Origin of the sequence: Pseudomonas sp. GM30 (assembly GCF_000282275.2) — a bacterium.
Classification (GTDB): Bacteria; Pseudomonadota; Gammaproteobacteria; order Pseudomonadales; family Pseudomonadaceae; genus Aquipseudomonas.
On the sequence record NZ_AKJP02000015.1, the window covers coordinates 20,035 to 35,648 of the forward strand.

Here is a 15,614-nt window from a genome sequence, read left to right on the forward strand (position 1 = left end):
CGATCAACCCTCCTTCGCTTGGGTGGGTGCCGATTGACCACTGTCTTTCAGCGCTTTGGTCACTTCCGGCGGCATGTACTTCTCGTCGTGCTTGGCCAGCACTTCGTCGGCCACCACTACGCCGTCAGCGTTGAGTTTGCCCAGGGCGACGATGCCCTGCCCTTCGCGGAACAGATCCGGGAGGATCCCGCGGTAGGTGATGGTCACGGCTTTGTTGAAATCGGTGACGACGAATTTGACGTCCAGTGAGTCCGGCGAGCGCTGCAGCGAGCCCTTCTCGACCATGCCGCCGGCGCGGATGCGCGTGTCGTGCGGCGCTTCGCCGTTGGCGATCTGGGTCGGCGTGTAAAACAGGTTGATGTTTTCCTGCAGGGCGCTGAGGGCCAGGCCGACGGCGGCGCCGACCCCGACCAGGATCGCCAGAATGAGGGTCAGACGTTTTTTGCGCAGCGGATTCACTTGCCGTTCTCCCGGCGCAGACGACGCGCCTCTTGTTGCAGATAGCGCTTGCGGGCCGCGATCGGGGCGACCACGTTGAGGATCAGCACCGCCAGACAGATGCCGTAGGCCGACCAGACGTACAGGCCATGATGGCCCATGGCGAGGAAGTCGCCGAATGAAGCGAAACTCATCGAGCGGCCTCCAGACTGTTCTGCACTTCTTCTTTCACCCAACTGGCGCGAGCTTCGCGCTTGAGCACTTCAAGGCGCATGCGCAGCAACAGCACGGCGCCGAAGAAGCAGTAGAACCCCAGCACCGTCAGCAGCAGCGGCAGCCACATTTCGGCCGGCATCGCCGGTTTTTCGGTGAGGGTGAAGGTCGCGCCCTGGTGCAGGGTGTTCCACCACTCCACCGAGTATTTGATGATCGGAATGTTGATCACCCCGACGATCGCCAGTACCGCGCAGGCCTTGGCGGCGCTGTCGCGATTGCTGATGGCGTTGCCCAGGGCAATCACCCCGAAATACAGGAACAGCAGAATCAGCATCGACGTCAGCCGCGCATCCCAGACCCACCACGAGCCCCAGGTCGGCTTGCCCCAAATCGCGCCGGTGACCAAAGCCACGGCAGTCATCCACGCGCCGATCGGCGCCGCACATTGCAGGGCGACGTCAGCCAGTTTCATCTTCCACACCAGCCCGACCACGCCGCACACCGCCAGCATCACGTAGATCGACTGCGCGAGCATCGCCGCCGGCACGTGGATGTAGATGATGCGAAAGCTGTTGCCCTGCTGATAATCCGGTGGCGCGAAGGCCAGGCCCCAGACCACGCCAACGCTGATCAGCAGCAACGCTGCGATGCCCAGCCACGGCAGAAACCTGCTGCTGATGCCGTAGAACCACTTGGGCGAGCCGAGCTTGTGAAACCAGGTCCAGTTCATACTGTTTCCATCACGGGTGCCGCTCATCGGTGTGAGCAGTCTCAGGGTCTTTGCTGGTTAAATTTTAACCAGACCTCATTATTCGCCGACGCTGATCTTCAGGCCAGCAGCTATTGCAAAAGGTGTCAGGGTGATCGCCAGGGCGGTCAGGCTACCCAGCCACAGCAGATACCCGGTCGCCGGCATGCCTTGCAAGGCGGCCTGCAAGGCGCCACTGCCCAGGATCAACACCGGGATGTACAACGGCAGAATCAGCAGCGCCAGCAACAGGCCGCCGCGTTTCAAACCGACCGTCAGCGCCGCGCCCACCGCGCCGAGCAAACTCAGCACCGGTGTACCCAGCAGCAACGACAACAGCAACACCGGCAGGCAGGCGACCGGCAAACCGAGCATCAGCGCCAACAGAGGCGAGAGCAAGACCAGCGCCAGCCCCGAGAACAGCCAGTGTGCCAGCACCTTGGCCAGCACCAGAAGTGGCAGCGGGTGCGGCGAAAGGACCCACTGTTCCAGGGAGCCATCTTCGAAATCACTGCGAAACAATCCGTCCAGCGACAGCAGGACCGACAACAGCGCGGCCACCCAGACTAACCCCGGGGACAGGTTTTGCAAGACTTGAGTTTCCGGGCCGACGGCCAGCGGGAACAAGGCAATGACGATGGCGAAGAAAATCAGTGGATTGGCCAGTTCCGCCGGGCGACGAAACAGCAGGCGGGACTCACGGGCAACCAGCAGGCCGAACACACTCATACTGCCCAGTTCCCCAGATCGATATCGCGATAACCGGCCGGCATCCGGCTCAGCGTGTGGTGCGTGGTCAGCACCACCAGACCGCCGCGTTCGCAGTGCCCGGCCAGGTGTTCTTCAAGCTGCGCCACGCCCTGTTTGTCGAGCGCGGTGAACGGCTCGTCGAGAATCCACAGCGGCGGACTGTCCAGATACAGCCGCGCCAGCGCCACGCGGCGTTGCTGACCGGCGGACAGGGTGTGGCAGGGAACATCTTCGAAACCGCGCAATCCTACGGCAGCCAGTGCCTGCCAGATCGCCTCGCGCTCGGCGGGCCGATGCAGGGCGCAGAGCCAGGACAGGTTTTCTTCGGGGGTCAGCAGGTCCTTGATTCCGGCGGCGTGGCCGATCCACAACAGGTTGCGCGCCAGTTCGCTCGGTTGGGCGGTCAAAGGTTGACCGTTGAGCAGCACCTGACCGCTGGTCGGCTGCATCAACCCGGACAACAGGCGCAGCAGACTGGTCTTGCCGCTGCCGTTGGGGCCGCTGATCTGCACCATATCGCCACTGGCCAGTCGCAATTCGAGATTTTCGAAGAGCAGCCGCAAGTCTCGCTCACAGGCAAGGGCAACGGTTTGCAGGACAGGACTGGTCAAGGGATCACGGGCCTTATACGGTTCAAGTCGGCTCTGGCGCGGCCGTTAAAGAGATGCAGGATAAATGCAATGACGGTGCGAACCAGAGAGCTGGATCAAACAATTGCTATGTTTTCTGAACGAAGCGCAAGACGCGCGGCATTATACATGCCGTGCCTTACTCTCAAGAGTGCAATTTCCTCAGGTTGTGTCCGCGTATGACAGGCGAAATGAACATCCTCCCGCTCCCGCCCACCACCCCGGCGAACGCGCGTCCGCTGGCGATGAGCGGTGAGTTGCTCAAGCTGCTGACCCCAGTCGAAGGCTTGATCGGCGCCGGGCAAAGCGCCCAGGCCGAGGTGTTGTCACTCAAGCAGGCGGATCAGACCTTTCAACTGCTGCTCAAGGTCACCGTCGACGGCGGTCGGCAGACCACCGTGCAAGCCAGCAGCAAACTGCCGTTGCCGACCGGCACCAACCTGGCCGTCACTCAGCCGTCGGCGGGCAATCTGGCGATCACCGTGCAACAGGCGATTGCCAGCAGCGTCGCCGCCCTCACCCGCATCGACACCGCGCAGTTGCCGGTCGGCACGCTGCTGCAAGGCAAGGTGCTGACCTCGCAGACACTGCCGCAAGTGCCGGGACAGCCGACGGTGTATCGCTCGCTGGTCAGTCTGCTCAACACCGCACAGAGCGGTGCCACGCTGGATATCGACAGCCCGACGCCGTTGCGCATCGGCACCCTGCTCTCGGCACTGGTCGAAGATTCGCAAACCCTCAAGCTCGTGCCACTGAGCAGCCGTCAGGAGCAATTGGCGGTGAGTCAGCAACTGCTCGGCCAGCAGAGTCGCCAAGGTTCGCTGGACGGCTTGCTCAACGCCTTGCAAAACCTGCCGAGCGACGACGATCAGACCTCGCAGGATCTGCGCGCTGCCGTCGTGCGTCTGCTCGCCAACCTGCCCGATGTGCAGCAGATGAGCAGCGCCAAAGGCGTGGCCCTGGCCCTGGCCAACAGCGGCGCCTTCCTCGAAGCCAAATTGCTCACCGGACAGAATCCGGCATTGGCCCCGGACATGAAAGCCGATCTGCTCAAGTTGATCGCACAGCTGTCGCCGGGTGCGCCGGGGAACGCCAGTTTCAACGCGATCATCGCCGCCAACACCCTGGCGCAAGCGCTGCCGAGTTTCGTGCGCAACGCCCTCGGCACCCTCGGCCAGGTCAGCGCCAAACCGCTGCCCAGCAGCTTTCCGCTGCCCGACCGCCTGCTGCAAAGCCTCGACGGTGAAGGCGATCTGGAACATCTGCTGCGCCTGGCCGCAGCAGCCGTATCGCGCCTGCAAAGCCATCAACTGTCGAGCCTGGAACAGACCGGGGTCACCGATGACGGCCGTCTGCTCAGCACCTGGCAGCTGGAAATCCCCATGCGCAACCTGCAGGACATCGTGCCGTTGCAGGTCAAGTTCCAGCGCGAAGAAGCGCCGGAAAGAGAAGCGCAACCCAACGAACGCCGTGACGAGCGCGAACCCAGACAGCAGCTGTGGCGCGTCGATCTGGCGTTCGACATGGAGCCGTTGGGGCCGATGCAGATTCAGGCGCAGTTGATTGCTGGCAGCCTGTCGAGTCAGCTCTGGGCCGAACGCCCGTACACCGCCGACCTGATCGAAACCAATCTGTTCGCCCTGCGCCAGCGCCTGCTCGATCGCGGGCTGAACGTCGGCGATCTCGACTGCCACCTCGGCACCCCGCCGCAAGGCAACCAAACCCGCCTCGAACATCGCTGGGTCGACGAAACCGCATGAACGATTCCACTGCTCCACGCCAGGCCATCGCCCTCAAATACGACGGCAACCACGCCCCGACCCTCACCGCCAAGGGCGACGAGGAACTGGCCGAAGAAATCCTGCGCATCGCCCGCGACTGCGAAGTGCCGATCTATGAAAACGCCGAGCTGGTGCGGCTGCTGGCGCGCATGGAACTGGGCGACAGCATCCCCGAGGAGCTGTACCGCACGATTGCCGAGATCATCGCATTTGCGTGGAATCTGAAGGGGAAATTCCCCGAGGGACAGGACCCGGATGCGCCGATGGTCGAGAAGGACGTTACCGAACGCGGGGCTGATTACTAGGCCGCGCCGGATACAGCTCAAATGAACGCGTACTCGCTCGATATTCAATTCAAGCGCGCTCGCCACTGCAGGTTCGCCCATTCAAACCGCGGTGAACGACCGTAATCCTTGATCCCGACGGGCATACCTTGCTCGGACAGATTCAGTGCCTTGAAGCCGACTTTTCCGATTCGCCAGTAATACTCCTGCACAGGATCGTTGACGCGATAGGGAAGCAGGATCTGCCTGCCCGTTCTCAGGCCATAAGGCCGCACGTCAGCCCAATTAAGCACGCTCGTCTCGAAAGCCGGAGACGAAGGCTCTTCGAACTCTCCGCCGCCAAGATTTTTGACTTTCCAGAAATTGATATCACTACCGTCTGATCGAGCGTGCAGCACCCATACATCGGTCAGTTTGGTAATCGGCGAATCCAGCACTGCGGTCTTTGAACCCGCAGAATAGAAGCCCGGCAACTCCAAGGCTTTCTCAAAATCCAGAGAACGGCCGCTGCTCCTGTAGGTAAGCAGCTTCAAGAACTGCTCACTTGAATCAACAGCGAGCACATCATCCTTGTCATCGTTGTCCAGCCTGGCGCTGTAGAAGTGGGCCGGCAATGCGTTTTTTCGAGCATCTCCCCAATGGGCAGGAATGCCCAGACTCGCCCCTTTATTCTCCATCAGCCAGAAATCGGACACTTTGTTATTCAGGGTCTGCACGATCAACACATCTTGCTTGCCGACGCCTCTGAAGTCGCCAGCCAGATATTGCTGAGCTTGCCGGTAGGCATGCCCTTGCTGAACCGAACGCCAGATAATCGGATCAGCAAAATGGTCGCCTTCATTCTTTAATAATCTGAAAATGGTTTCGTCAGCTTTTCCGGGCGATATCGCCATCAGATCAGCCTTGCCGTCACCTGTAAAATCAGCCAGCAGATAGCGCGTAGAGTCGTAGCAAATGGCTGTAGCACACCCGGAATCAAAAGAATCTGGATCAAATGGAAGTCTGTCCTCATACCATTTCTCGGATGCAATCGCGTCTGCGTCCAGCGACGTGACCCAAATATCGACACCTGGACCATCCTGCCGGCGCTGCACTTGCAACGTCCGGTTCGTCCCGTCACCGATGAGATCCCCCGTCAGCGCCACTTCCATCGAGTCATTACTGTCGATGTTATCGATGCTGCGCACCCACAACATAGAACCCGCATAATCCATGCAATCCGCTATCAAGCTCGGCTGTACTCCGTCCAGGCATTGCCCCTGCGCTCCGGGAACATAAATTTTCCCGAAGTCCCACGGAGTCCAGTGTTGGGAGGGATCATTGCTCTCACATGCGTGCTCGATCAATTGGCCATTCTGACGCGCTATGCAATGGCCAGAGGCTGTTTTCAGCAGCGCAACTCCCCTGCTCGCGCCGACTGCAATGTCGGAGGGCACAAACGCCCAGCGCTGGTCAGCGTCTGGTTCACATCCTTCCAGTGTCACCTGCTGCCCCAACCCATTGGCAACCAGACACTGTTGCGTCTGGAAATTGACTAGCGGTCTGAAAGGGATATTGACCACTGGCCCAGCGGCGTGAGCATGGCTGAGCGTGGAATTCAGTCGCGCCACCCAATTGCCATTCCAGGTGGCTTCACTGTATGCACTGCTGACTGGCTCTGCCCCTTCAAAATGAAAGTAACTGGCGACAACATGCCGTTTCGCCTGCACAGCTGCCGGGTCCACGTTAGGAGCGACGGCCGCCGAGGGATAGGTCTCGTGATAAATCACCGGGATATCTGCACTGATCCCGCGCAAGGCCAGACGCGTCAAACGTGCCGAATAAATATGGTCAGGATGCTCCGTGTACGGAACGGTGTCCGGATTGAGTGCATACACCCGGGTGGCTCCTTCATTGACGATCAGTTCGGTCAAGAGCTGCACAAAAGATGTTCGACTGTAAAGGTTTACCGGACCTGAAGCCGAGTCCAGATATGGCCAACTCCGAACAGTTTTATCGAGGTCGAGCATATCGGCCAGCGGCACATCTCCACCGCGAACGTTCCCTCCCGGCACACGCAAAAATATGAGCTTCAATCCAGGTCGTGCACTGGCCTTGACGCTCATCACAATGGCTGAATCAGTGAATATCAGGTAAGGCGTCCATCCGGTCGCAAAACCCAGCATTTTTTCGTAGGCTTTTGTCGACGCGTTTTCGCGCTTCAGCACATATTCGAAGCCGGCACCAGAACTGCCACCGTTCATGAAGATACTGGTCACACAGCCGCCGGCAGCCAGAACTTGCGAAATCCGCGGATCAATAAACAGCAGATCGTCGTCCATATGCGCAACGACATTGACCAGGTGGACACCGTGACAATTTTGCCGGTCGGCAATATTGGCTTCTGGAGCGAGCCTGCTGACCTGAGCCTGACAAGCCGTCAGGAGCAGCACGATTGCCAGCCATAGGGCGGCAACACCGGGTGACCCCACTTGTCTCACGCGCTCGGTTCTGGCTGGCAAATGCATACCCACTCCACGATTGGCTGGATCGGTGAATTGGCGATCAGAAGCGTCTGCCTGGAAAGCCGACGGGACTATCGCGAGTCACGAGGAGTGTGAGGAACGAGGAGTGAAATCCGCCACTGTCAGAAATAACAGTTCAGATAGACGGTCATGGGCGTACCAGGCAACAAAATCCAGCGCAAAAAAATCGCCGGCATGGCCGGCGATCCTTATTCAAATGACAAGCCTCTACGCCTATCAACTTCTGTGCAACTTGCGCATCAACTCCGCCTCAGCCTGGGTCAAGCCGCAGGACTGAGTCAGCTCATCAACGCTCGCGCCCATGCCCACCAGTTTCGCCGCCTGGGCGAACGACAGGCTCGACGGGTCGCGCTGTTCCAGCGCGACAATCTTGTCCGGCAACGGACCGACGACCGAGCGCAGCTCGTGCAGGGCTTCGCCCATGCGCACGTTGCCGTTCTGATAGTCGTCGACACGCTTGGCCAGATCCTTGATGCGCTGATCACGCAGCGCATCGCCCTGGGCCTGTTGCGCAGCGATTACGCGCTGCGCCTTGATGTACGCCAGAAACATTGCCAGCGTGCCTGCCCAGAAGAGGAACAGGACAATGACCGCAACCTCGAGAATCAATCAGATGCTCTCCAGTTCCGACCATTCTTCTTCGCTCATCATCTTGTCCAGCTCGACCAGGATCAGCAGTTCGTTGTTCTTGTTGCACACGCCCTGGATGAACTTGGCCGACTCTTCGTTACCGACGTTCGGCGCGGTCTCGATTTCCGACTGACGCAGGTAAACCACTTCGGCCACGCTGTCGACCATGATCCCGACCACTTGCTTGTCGGCCTCGATGATGACGATACGGGTGTTGTCGCTGATCTCGCCGCTGTTCAGGCCGAAGCGCTGACGGGTGTCGATCACGGTGACCACGTTACCGCGCAGGTTGATGATGCCCAGCACGTAGCTTGGCGCACCCGGTACCGGCGCGATTTCGGTGTAACGCAGGACTTCCTGAACGCGCATCACGTTGATGCCGTAGGTTTCGTTGTCCAGCTTGAAGGTCACCCATTGCAGGATCGGATCTTCAGAACCCTTTGCATTCGTCGCCTGACTACTCATACCCTGACCCCTCGAAAAAACCGCACTGGGCGGTGTGTGTTCTGTGTGGAGGCATTGAAAAATGCCTTCGCCTGACTGTTATGTCGGCTGCTATGTCGATTTATGTAGCGGCTTGTGGCCGCCCAAGTGCTTTGCCCCGCCGCTGGCGATCAACTCGGCCAGCGCGGCTACATCAAGTAATGCACACATGTGCTCGATCACCGTGCCGGCGAGCCATGGCCGCTGACCCCGGTGACTTCTCCATTTGATTTCATTCGGGTCCAGTCGCAACGAACGGCTGACCTGATGCACCGCCAGGCCCCATTCGTAACCTTGTACCGAAATCACGTACTGCAGGCCCTGACGGAAGTCATCGCGATAGCGATCCGGCATGACCCAACGCGCGGTGTCCAAGACTTTCAGATTGCCGGCCTGGCTCGGCAGAATCCCGAGGAACCATTCCGGCTGCCCGAACAGCGGCGTCAACTCGTGGCCGGCCAGCGAATAGATCGAACCGAGGCACACCAGCGGCACCGCCAGGGTAAGGCCGGCAACATCGAACAACAGGCATTCGAAGGCTTCGGCAGCCCAGGCCGGACGGCCATCGGTGTCCACCGGTGGCGGCGTGTTGCTCGGCGGCAGGTGCACTTCCACCACTGGCGGTACCCGCGTCTGCTCGACGGGTGCGGGCGCAACCGGCGCAGGTTCGACCACGACCGGTTCCGGCGCGGTTTTCAGCAATTGGGTTTGCAGCAACGGTGCGAGCGTCGACACCGGCGCGCGCGGCGGCTCGGCTTCTTCGATCAGTGCCACTGGCGCCTTGGCGATCGGTGCGGCGGCAGGCGCGGCAACCGGGGCGGCAGACTTGGCGGCTTTCTGCGCATCACGCGCCTGCTCTTCCAGCACCGCTGCCTGGAACTCGTCCAGCGTCGCAGCACTTTCGACCACCTCGACCGGCGCCTCGACCGGCAACTCGTCAGGAATTTCCTGCAGCAAGCCATCCAGATAAGACTGCAGCGCCAACTGCGGCTTCGACGTCAACTTCACCGGCCGATTCATACACAACTCCCTGTAGGAGCTGCCGCAGGCTGCGATCTTTTGATCTTTTCAGAAGCCACGCAAAACCGGATCAAAAGATCGCAGCCTGCGGCAGCTCCTACAGAGGTCAACGTCATTCAAGCCACCTGCGGAACAAGTTGTTGCGCCAGCAGATGCTTGAGCAGCGCGCGATAAGCCAGCACGCCACGGCTCTTGCCATCGAATTGCGAAGGTGTGACCCCGGCCCGGCTGGCGTCGCGCAGACGGGTATCGACCGGGATGTAACCCTGCCAGATCTCTTCCGGAAACTTGTCGCGCAGTACGCGCAGAGTGCCCAGCGACGCCTGGGTGCGGCGGTCGAACAGGGTCGGCACGATGCTGAACGGCAGCGCCTGTTTACGCGAGCGGTTGATCATCGCCAGGGTGTTGACCATGCGCTCCAGGCCTTTCACGGCCAGGTGCTCGGTCTGCACCGGGATCACCAGTTGCTGGCTCGCGGCCAGGGCGTTGACCATCAGCACGCCGAGCAACGGCGGGCTGTCGATGATCGCGTAATCGAAGTCCTGCCACAGCTGCGCCAGACTCTTGGCGATCACCAGACCCAGACCACTCTGTCCCGGCGACTGGCGCTCGAGGGTGGCCAGCGCGGTACTCGACGGCAACAGGGAAATGCGTTCGTCGCTGGTCGACAACAGCAACTGCCCGGGCAAGCCTTGTGGCACCGTGCCCTTGTGCAGAAACAGGTCGTAGTTGCTGTGTTCCAGGCTGTCGGGGTCGTAGCCGAAATAGCTGGTCATCGAGCCGTGCGGGTCGAGATCGACCACAACCACGCGCTTGCCCGCCTCCGCCAGCAATCCGGCTAAAGCGATGGAAGATGTGGTTTTACCGACACCACCCTTTTGATTGGCGACTGCCCAGACTCTCATTCGGTTCGTTCCTCCCGGTCGAGATGCTCGACCGAGACATAGCTCAGCGTATTAATGCGGGCGACGGAGAATTGACGGCACTCTCGCGTCCCGGCGTCTTGACCGGGGACGGTGCAGTTTGTGTGCCAGCGCGCTTCAATGCCGCGTCCGGTTGTGCATTGGCGGTACCGGTGCCGGTCAGACTGCGGCGCACATCGAGATTGCGCGACACCACCAGCACCACACGACGGTTTTTCGCCCGGCCTTCGGCAGTGGCGTTGTTGGCCACCGGCTGAAACTCGCCATACCCCACCGAAGCCAGACGGCCAGGATTCACGCCCTGCATCGCCAGCATGCGGACGATGCTCGCCGAACGCGCCGAGGACAGCTCCCAGTTGGTCGGATACTGCGCGGTACGGATCGGCTGATCGTCGGTGAAGCCTTCGACGTGGATCGGGTTGTCGAACGGTTTGAGGATCGCCGCGACCTTGTCGATGATGTTGAACGCGATATCACTCGGCATCGCGTCGCCGCTGCCGAACAACAGGCTGGAGTTGAGTTCGATCTCGACCCACAACTCGTTGCCGCGCACGGTCATCTGGTTGGAGCTGATCAAGTCGCCGAACGCGGCACTGATGTCATCGGCAATGCTTTTCAGCGGATCGCTGGCCCCGGCGATACCGGCGTCAACCTGCTCGCTGTCCTTGACCAGCGGCTTGGCCGGGGTCACGGTTTTTGGGCGTTCCTCACCGATCGGAATCGGCTTGAGCGAGCGATCGGAGTCGGTGAAAACCCCGATCAGCGCTTCGGAAATGACCTTGTACTTGCCTTCGTTGATCGACGAGATGGAATACATCACCACGAAGAACGCGAACAGCAGCGTGATGAAATCCGCGTAGGACACGAGCCAGCGCTCGTGATTAACGTGTTCTTCCTGATGCCTGCGGCGAGCCATAGTCCATTACCCCCATCAATCCATGAAGCCCTGAAGCTTCAGCTCGATAGAGCGAGGGTTTTCACCTTCGGCGATCGACAAAATACCTTCCAACAACATTTCGCGATAACGCGACTGCCGCAACGCGATTGACTTGAGCTTGGCCGCCACCGGCAGCAACACCAGGTTGGCACTGGCCACGCCGTAGATGGTCGCGACGAATGCCACGGCAATACCGCTGCCCAATTGCGTCGGATCAGCGAGGTTGCCCATCACATGAATCAGGCCCATCACCGCACCGATGATGCCGATGGTCGGCGCATAGCCGCCCATGCTTTCGAAAACTTTGGCAGCCTCGATGTCGCGCGCTTCCTGGGTGTAGAAATCCACTTCGAGAATGCTGCGGATCGCTTCCGGCTCGGCGCCGTCGACCAGCAGTTGCAGGCCCTTGCGCGAGTAGTTGTCCGGTTCGGCATCGGCCACGCCTTCCAGGCCGAGCAGGCCTTCCTTGCGTGCGGTGAGACTCCAGTTAACCACCCGGTCGATGCCGCCGGCCAGGTCCACGCGCGGTGGAAACAGGATCCAGGCGAGGATCTGCATGGCGCGCTTGAAGGCGCTCATCGGCGATTGCAGCAGCGCGGCACCGATGGTGCCACCGAGGACGATCAGCGCCGCCGGGCCGTTGGCCAGCGCGCCGAGGTGACCGCCTTCAAGGAAGTTGCCGCCGATGATGGCGACGAACGCCAGGATAATCCCGATAAGGCTTAGAACATCCATCAGATACACGCCTCGACGATGTGCTTGCCGATGTCGTCCAGGCCGTAGACCGCGTCAGCCAGATCGGCTTTGACGATGGCCATCGGCATGCCGTAGATCACGCAGCTTGCCTCATCTTGCGCCCACACCGAGCTGCCGCCCTGCTTGAGCAGACGCGCGCCTTCACGGCCGTCGGCGCCCATGCCGGTGAGGACCACCGCCAGAACTTTGTCACCGTAAGACTTGGCTGCAGAACCGAAGGTGATGTCCACGCACGGTTTGTAATTCAGACGCTCGTCGCCCGGGAGGATTTTCACCGCGCCACGGCCGTCGATCATCATCTGCTTGCCACCTGGCGCCAGCAGCGCCAGGCCCGGACGCAGGATGTCGCCATCCTCCGCTTCCTTGACGCTGATGCGGCACAGCTTGTCCAGACGCTCGGCAAACGCCTTGGTGAACGCCGCCGGCATGTGCTGGATCAGCACGATCGGCGCCGGGAAGTTCGCCGGCAACTGAGTCAGCACCCGTTGCAGGGCCACCGGGCCGCCGGTCGAGGTGCCGATGGCGACCAGTTTGTAGGCTTTGCGTTTCGGTGCCGGCGACGACGCGCTGGCAACCGGCGCACGAGCAGGTGCAGGAGCCGGGGCCGGACGCGTCGGAGCAGCAGCGCTGTGGCCGCTGAAGCTCGATGCCGCCGGTGCTGGCGCAGGCGTCGGTGCCGCGGCCGGAGCCGGTGCACTGTAGGCACTGAAGCGACGATTGCTGCGCGAGATGCTGTGGACCTTCTCGCACAGCAGTTGCTTGACCTTCTCGGGGTTGCGCGAGATGTCTTCGAAATTCTTCGGCAGGAAATCCACCGCACCGGCATCCAGCGCATCCAGGGTGACCCGGGCGCCTTCGTGGGTCAGCGAGGAGAACATCAACACCGGGGTCGGGCAGCGCTGCATGATGTGCCGCACCGCCGTGATGCCATCCATCATCGGCATCTCGTAGTCCATGGTGATCACGTCCGGCTTGAGGGCCAGGGCCTGATCGATCGCCTCTTTACCGTTGGTGGCCGTGCCGACCACCTGGATGCTCGGATCCGCTGAAAGAATTTCCGAGACGCGGCGGCGGAAAAAACCCGAATCGTCCACCACCAGGACTTTGACTGCCATAAACACTCCATTAGGTGCAGCGGGACGTCGTCGCCCCGCTGCCCCGGATTCAAATACGCTTCGTCGCGTAACGCTTGAGCATGCTTGGAACATCGAGAATCAGCGCGATGCGGCCGTCACCGGTGATGGTGGCGCCGGACATGCCCGGAGTGCCCTGCAGCATTTTGCCCAATGGCTTGATGACCACTTCTTCCTGGCCGACCAGTTGATCGACGACGAAGCCGATCCGCTGGGTGCCCACCGAAAGGATCACCACATGGCCTTCGCGCTGCTCTTCGTGAGCCGCGGAGCTGACCAGCCAGCGCTTGAGGTAGAACAATGGCAGCGCCTTGTCCCGCACGATCACCACTTCCTGGCCGTCCACCACGTTGGTGGTCGACAGGTCGAGGTGGAAGATTTCGTTGACGTTGACCAGCGGGAACGCAAATGCCTGATTGCCGAGCATCACCATCAGGGTCGGCATGATCGCCAGCGTCAGCGGCACCTTGATGACGATCTTCGAGCCCTGGCCCTTGGTCGAGTAGATGTTGATCGAACCGTTGAGCTGGGAAATCTTGGTTTTCACCACGTCCATGCCGACACCGCGGCCGGACACGTCGGAGATCTCGGTTTTGGTCGAGAAACCCGGGGCGAAGATCAGGTTGTAGCACTCGGTATCGCTCAGGCGATCGGCCGCGTCCTTGTCCATCACACCGCGTTTTACCGCGATCGAACGCAGCACGTTCGGGTCCATGCCCTTGCCGTCGTCGGAGATCGACAACAGGATGTGATCGCCTTCCTGCTCGGCGGCCAGTACCACGCGACCGCCACGGGCCTTGCCGGAAGCTTCGCGTTCTTCCGGCGATTCGATGCCGTGGTCGACCGCGTTACGCACCAAGTGGACCAACGGGTCGGCCAGGGCCTCGACAAGGTTTTTGTCGAGGTCGGTTTCTTCACCCACCAGTTCCAGATTGATCTCTTTCTTGAGCTGACGCGCGAGGTCGCGAACCAGACGCGGGAAGCGCCCGAAGACCTTCTTGATCGGCTGCATCCGGGTCTTCATCACCGCGGTCTGCAAGTCAGCCGTGACCACGTCGAGGTTCGACACGGCCTTGGACATGGCTTCGTCGCCGCTGTTGAGACCCAGGCGCACCAGGCGGTTACGCACCAGTACCAGTTCGCCGACCATGTTCATGATTTCGTCGAGACGCGCGGTATCGACCCGCACGGTGGTCTCGGCTTCGCTCGCCGGTTTTTCCGGCGGCGGCGCAGCGGCGGCGCGGGCCGGAGCCGGTGCAGCAGCGGCGGCGGCCGGTTTTGGCGCTTCGGCCTTCGGCTCAGGCTTGGGTGCAGCCTTCGGCGCAGCGGCTGGAGCGGCTGGAGCGGCAGCAGCCTTGGCGGCAGATGCAGCCACGGTCGATGCGGTGCTCGCAGCAGCGGCGCCAACGTCGGTGAACTTGCCTTTGCCGTGCAATTCGTCGAGCAGCGATTCGAATTCGTGATCGCTGATCAGATCGCTGCCGGCAGCGGCGGCCGCCGGTGCGGCAGGCGCAACCGGTGCCGAGGCGATCGCCGACTCCAGCGCTTCCACGGCAAAGTTGCCCTTGCCATGCAACTGATCGAGCAGTGCTTCGAATTCGTCGTCGGTGATGTCCGAGCTGTCGCCCGCCGCCGGTGCCGCCGCAGCGGCCGCCGTCGGTGCCACGGCGTCCGGCGCGAACTGGCCTTTGCCGTGCAACTGATCGAGCAAGGACTCGAATTCGGCGTCGGTGATTTCATCGCTGGCGGCCGCATCGGCAACCGGCGCAGATGCCACAGCAATCGGCGCTTCGGCTTCGGCCTTGACGGCGTTCAGCGAATCGAGCAGCTGTTCGAATTCGTTATCGGTGATGTCGCCCGAATCGCTCGAATCGCCTTCGACGACCAGCTCTTCGATCATCTCGGCCACCGGCGAAGCCGGGGCTTCGTCAGCCGATTGCGGTTCGGCCAGACGCGCCAGCGCGGCCAGCAGTTCCGGGGTAGCGGCAGTGATCGGTGCACGTTCACGGACTTCGCTGAACATGCTGTTCACCGCGTCCAGTGCTTCAAGCACCACGTCCATCAGTTCTGCATCAACGCGACGCTCCCCCTTGCGCAGGATGTCGAACACGTTTTCGGCGATGTGACAGCACTCCACCAGCTCGTTGAGCTGAAGGAAGCCGGCGCCCCCTTTTACAGTGTGGAAACCGCGAAAAATTGCGTTGAGCAGATCTGCGTCATCCGGGCGGCTTTCCAGCTCGACCAGTTGTTCGGACAGTTGCTCAAGAATCTCGCCGGCCTCAACCAGGAAATCCTGAAGGATCTCTTCATCGGCGCCGAAGCTCATTAATGGGGTGCTCCTACAGGTCTAAAAACCTAAAA

16 protein-coding genes are annotated in these 15,614 nt (G+C 61.1%); 2 read left to right on the plus strand and 14 right to left on the minus strand.

The features are described 5' to 3' along the window. Nucleotides 1-3: 3 nt before the first annotated feature. The 5 genes from ccmE to ccmA form a co-directional block, all read right to left on the minus strand. Complete coding sequence (gene ccmE, locus PMI25_RS11680) at nucleotides 4-459, minus strand: cytochrome c maturation protein CcmE (RefSeq protein WP_007961672.1); 456 nt, start codon at nucleotides 457-459, stop codon at nucleotides 4-6. Further along, the gene (gene ccmD, locus PMI25_RS11685) at nucleotides 456-632 is read right to left on the minus strand and encodes a heme exporter protein CcmD (protein ID WP_003222944.1); all 177 of its coding nucleotides are present in this window, start codon (nucleotides 630-632) and stop codon (nucleotides 456-458) included. Before ccmD ends, ccmE begins: the two co-directional genes overlap by 4 nt. Further along, nucleotides 629-1,384: a heme ABC transporter permease gene (locus tag PMI25_RS11690; protein ID WP_007961673.1), complete on the minus strand. Its 756-nt coding sequence runs from the start codon at nucleotides 1,382-1,384 to the stop codon at nucleotides 629-631. Before PMI25_RS11690 ends, ccmD begins: the two co-directional genes overlap by 4 nt. A gap of 78 nt (nucleotides 1,385-1,462) precedes the next feature. Further along, nucleotides 1,463-2,131: a heme exporter protein CcmB gene (gene ccmB / locus PMI25_RS11695; RefSeq protein WP_003222942.1), complete on the minus strand. Its 669-nt coding sequence runs from the start codon at nucleotides 2,129-2,131 to the stop codon at nucleotides 1,463-1,465. Next, on the minus strand, nucleotides 2,128-2,763 hold the full coding sequence (gene ccmA, locus PMI25_RS11700) for a cytochrome c biogenesis heme-transporting ATPase CcmA (protein WP_045122041.1): 636 nt from the start codon (nucleotides 2,761-2,763) through the stop codon (nucleotides 2,128-2,130). Before ccmA ends, ccmB begins: the two co-directional genes overlap by 4 nt. Before the next feature lie 197 nt (nucleotides 2,764-2,960). On the opposite strand from ccmA, the gene fliK reads away from it, so the two are divergent. Together fliK and PMI25_RS11710 are read left to right on the plus strand one after the other, a co-directional pair. After that, nucleotides 2,961-4,541 (plus strand): flagellar hook-length control protein FliK, encoded by a 1,581-nt coding sequence (gene fliK, locus PMI25_RS11705; protein WP_007961676.1) that lies wholly within the window; start codon nucleotides 2,961-2,963, stop codon nucleotides 4,539-4,541. After that, nucleotides 4,538-4,867, plus strand: coding sequence for an EscU/YscU/HrcU family type III secretion system export apparatus switch protein (locus PMI25_RS11710; RefSeq protein ID WP_007961677.1), 330 nt, complete (start codon nucleotides 4,538-4,540; stop codon nucleotides 4,865-4,867). Before fliK ends, PMI25_RS11710 begins: the two co-directional genes overlap by 4 nt. Before the next feature lie 44 nt (nucleotides 4,868-4,911). Here the strand turns inward: PMI25_RS11710 and PMI25_RS11715 are convergent, their stop codons facing one another. The 9 genes from PMI25_RS11715 to PMI25_RS11755 form a co-directional block, all read right to left on the minus strand. Continuing rightward, nucleotides 4,912-7,353 (minus strand): PIG-L family deacetylase, encoded by a 2,442-nt coding sequence (locus PMI25_RS11715; protein ID WP_007961679.1) that lies wholly within the window; start codon nucleotides 7,351-7,353, stop codon nucleotides 4,912-4,914. Between the two features lie 234 nt (nucleotides 7,354-7,587). After that, nucleotides 7,588-7,980 (minus strand): DUF2802 domain-containing protein, encoded by a 393-nt coding sequence (locus PMI25_RS11720; RefSeq protein ID WP_007961680.1) that lies wholly within the window; start codon nucleotides 7,978-7,980, stop codon nucleotides 7,588-7,590. Further along, entirely contained in the window at nucleotides 7,981-8,466 is a 486-nt protein-coding gene (locus PMI25_RS11725) for a chemotaxis protein CheW (RefSeq protein WP_003222936.1), read from the minus strand. A gap of 90 nt (nucleotides 8,467-8,556) precedes the next feature. Further along, entirely contained in the window at nucleotides 8,557-9,504 is a 948-nt protein-coding gene (locus PMI25_RS11730; RefSeq protein ID WP_007961681.1) for a chemotaxis protein CheW, read from the minus strand. Nucleotides 9,505-9,620: 116 nt separating this feature from the next. Then, nucleotides 9,621-10,409: a ParA family protein gene (locus tag PMI25_RS11735; protein ID WP_007967833.1), complete on the minus strand. Its 789-nt coding sequence runs from the start codon at nucleotides 10,407-10,409 to the stop codon at nucleotides 9,621-9,623. Nucleotides 10,410-10,452: 43 nt separating this feature from the next. Next, nucleotides 10,453-11,343: a flagellar motor protein MotD gene (gene motD / locus PMI25_RS11740; RefSeq protein WP_007967837.1), complete on the minus strand. Its 891-nt coding sequence runs from the start codon at nucleotides 11,341-11,343 to the stop codon at nucleotides 10,453-10,455. A gap of 15 nt (nucleotides 11,344-11,358) precedes the next feature. Continuing rightward, the gene (locus PMI25_RS11745; RefSeq protein WP_007967839.1) at nucleotides 11,359-12,099 is read right to left on the minus strand and encodes a flagellar motor protein; all 741 of its coding nucleotides are present in this window, start codon (nucleotides 12,097-12,099) and stop codon (nucleotides 11,359-11,361) included. Continuing rightward, nucleotides 12,099-13,235, minus strand: coding sequence for a protein-glutamate methylesterase/protein-glutamine glutaminase (locus PMI25_RS11750; protein WP_007967840.1), 1,137 nt, complete (start codon nucleotides 13,233-13,235; stop codon nucleotides 12,099-12,101). The genes PMI25_RS11745 and PMI25_RS11750 overlap by 1 nt, the downstream gene beginning before the upstream one ends. Before the next feature lie 49 nt (nucleotides 13,236-13,284). Then, nucleotides 13,285-15,579 (minus strand): chemotaxis protein CheA, encoded by a 2,295-nt coding sequence (locus PMI25_RS11755; RefSeq protein ID WP_024164450.1) that lies wholly within the window; start codon nucleotides 15,577-15,579, stop codon nucleotides 13,285-13,287. Nucleotides 15,580-15,614: the final 35 nt, after the last annotated feature.

Coding starts and splice junctions, on each gene's coding strand:
- ccmD (WP_003222944.1), bottom strand. CDS start 632: ATGAGTTTCGCTTCATTCGGCGACTTCCTCGCCATGGGCCATCATGGC.
- PMI25_RS11690 (WP_007961673.1), bottom strand. CDS start 1,384: ATGAACTGGACCTGGTTTCACAAGCTCGGCTCGCCCAAGTGGTTCTAC.
- ccmB (WP_003222942.1), bottom strand. CDS start 2,131: ATGAGTGTGTTCGGCCTGCTGGTTGCCCGTGAGTCCCGCCTGCTGTTT.
- fliK (WP_007961676.1), top strand. CDS start 2,961: ATGACAGGCGAAATGAACATCCTCCCGCTCCCGCCCACCACCCCGGCG.
- PMI25_RS11710 (WP_007961677.1), top strand. CDS start 4,538: ATGAACGATTCCACTGCTCCACGCCAGGCCATCGCCCTCAAATACGAC.
- PMI25_RS11715 (WP_007961679.1), bottom strand. CDS start 7,353: ATGCATTTGCCAGCCAGAACCGAGCGCGTGAGACAAGTGGGGTCACCC.
- PMI25_RS11725 (WP_003222936.1), bottom strand. CDS start 8,466: ATGAGTAGTCAGGCGACGAATGCAAAGGGTTCTGAAGATCCGATCCTG.
- PMI25_RS11730 (WP_007961681.1), bottom strand. CDS start 9,504: ATGAATCGGCCGGTGAAGTTGACGTCGAAGCCGCAGTTGGCGCTGCAG.
- PMI25_RS11735 (WP_007967833.1), bottom strand. CDS start 10,409: ATGAGAGTCTGGGCAGTCGCCAATCAAAAGGGTGGTGTCGGTAAAACC.
- motD (WP_007967837.1), bottom strand. CDS start 11,343: ATGGCTCGCCGCAGGCATCAGGAAGAACACGTTAATCACGAGCGCTGG.
- PMI25_RS11745 (WP_007967839.1), bottom strand. CDS start 12,099: ATGGATGTTCTAAGCCTTATCGGGATTATCCTGGCGTTCGTCGCCATC.
- PMI25_RS11750 (WP_007967840.1), bottom strand. CDS start 13,235: ATGGCAGTCAAAGTCCTGGTGGTGGACGATTCGGGTTTTTTCCGCCGC.
- PMI25_RS11755 (WP_024164450.1), bottom strand. CDS start 15,579: ATGAGCTTCGGCGCCGATGAAGAGATCCTTCAGGATTTCCTGGTTGAG.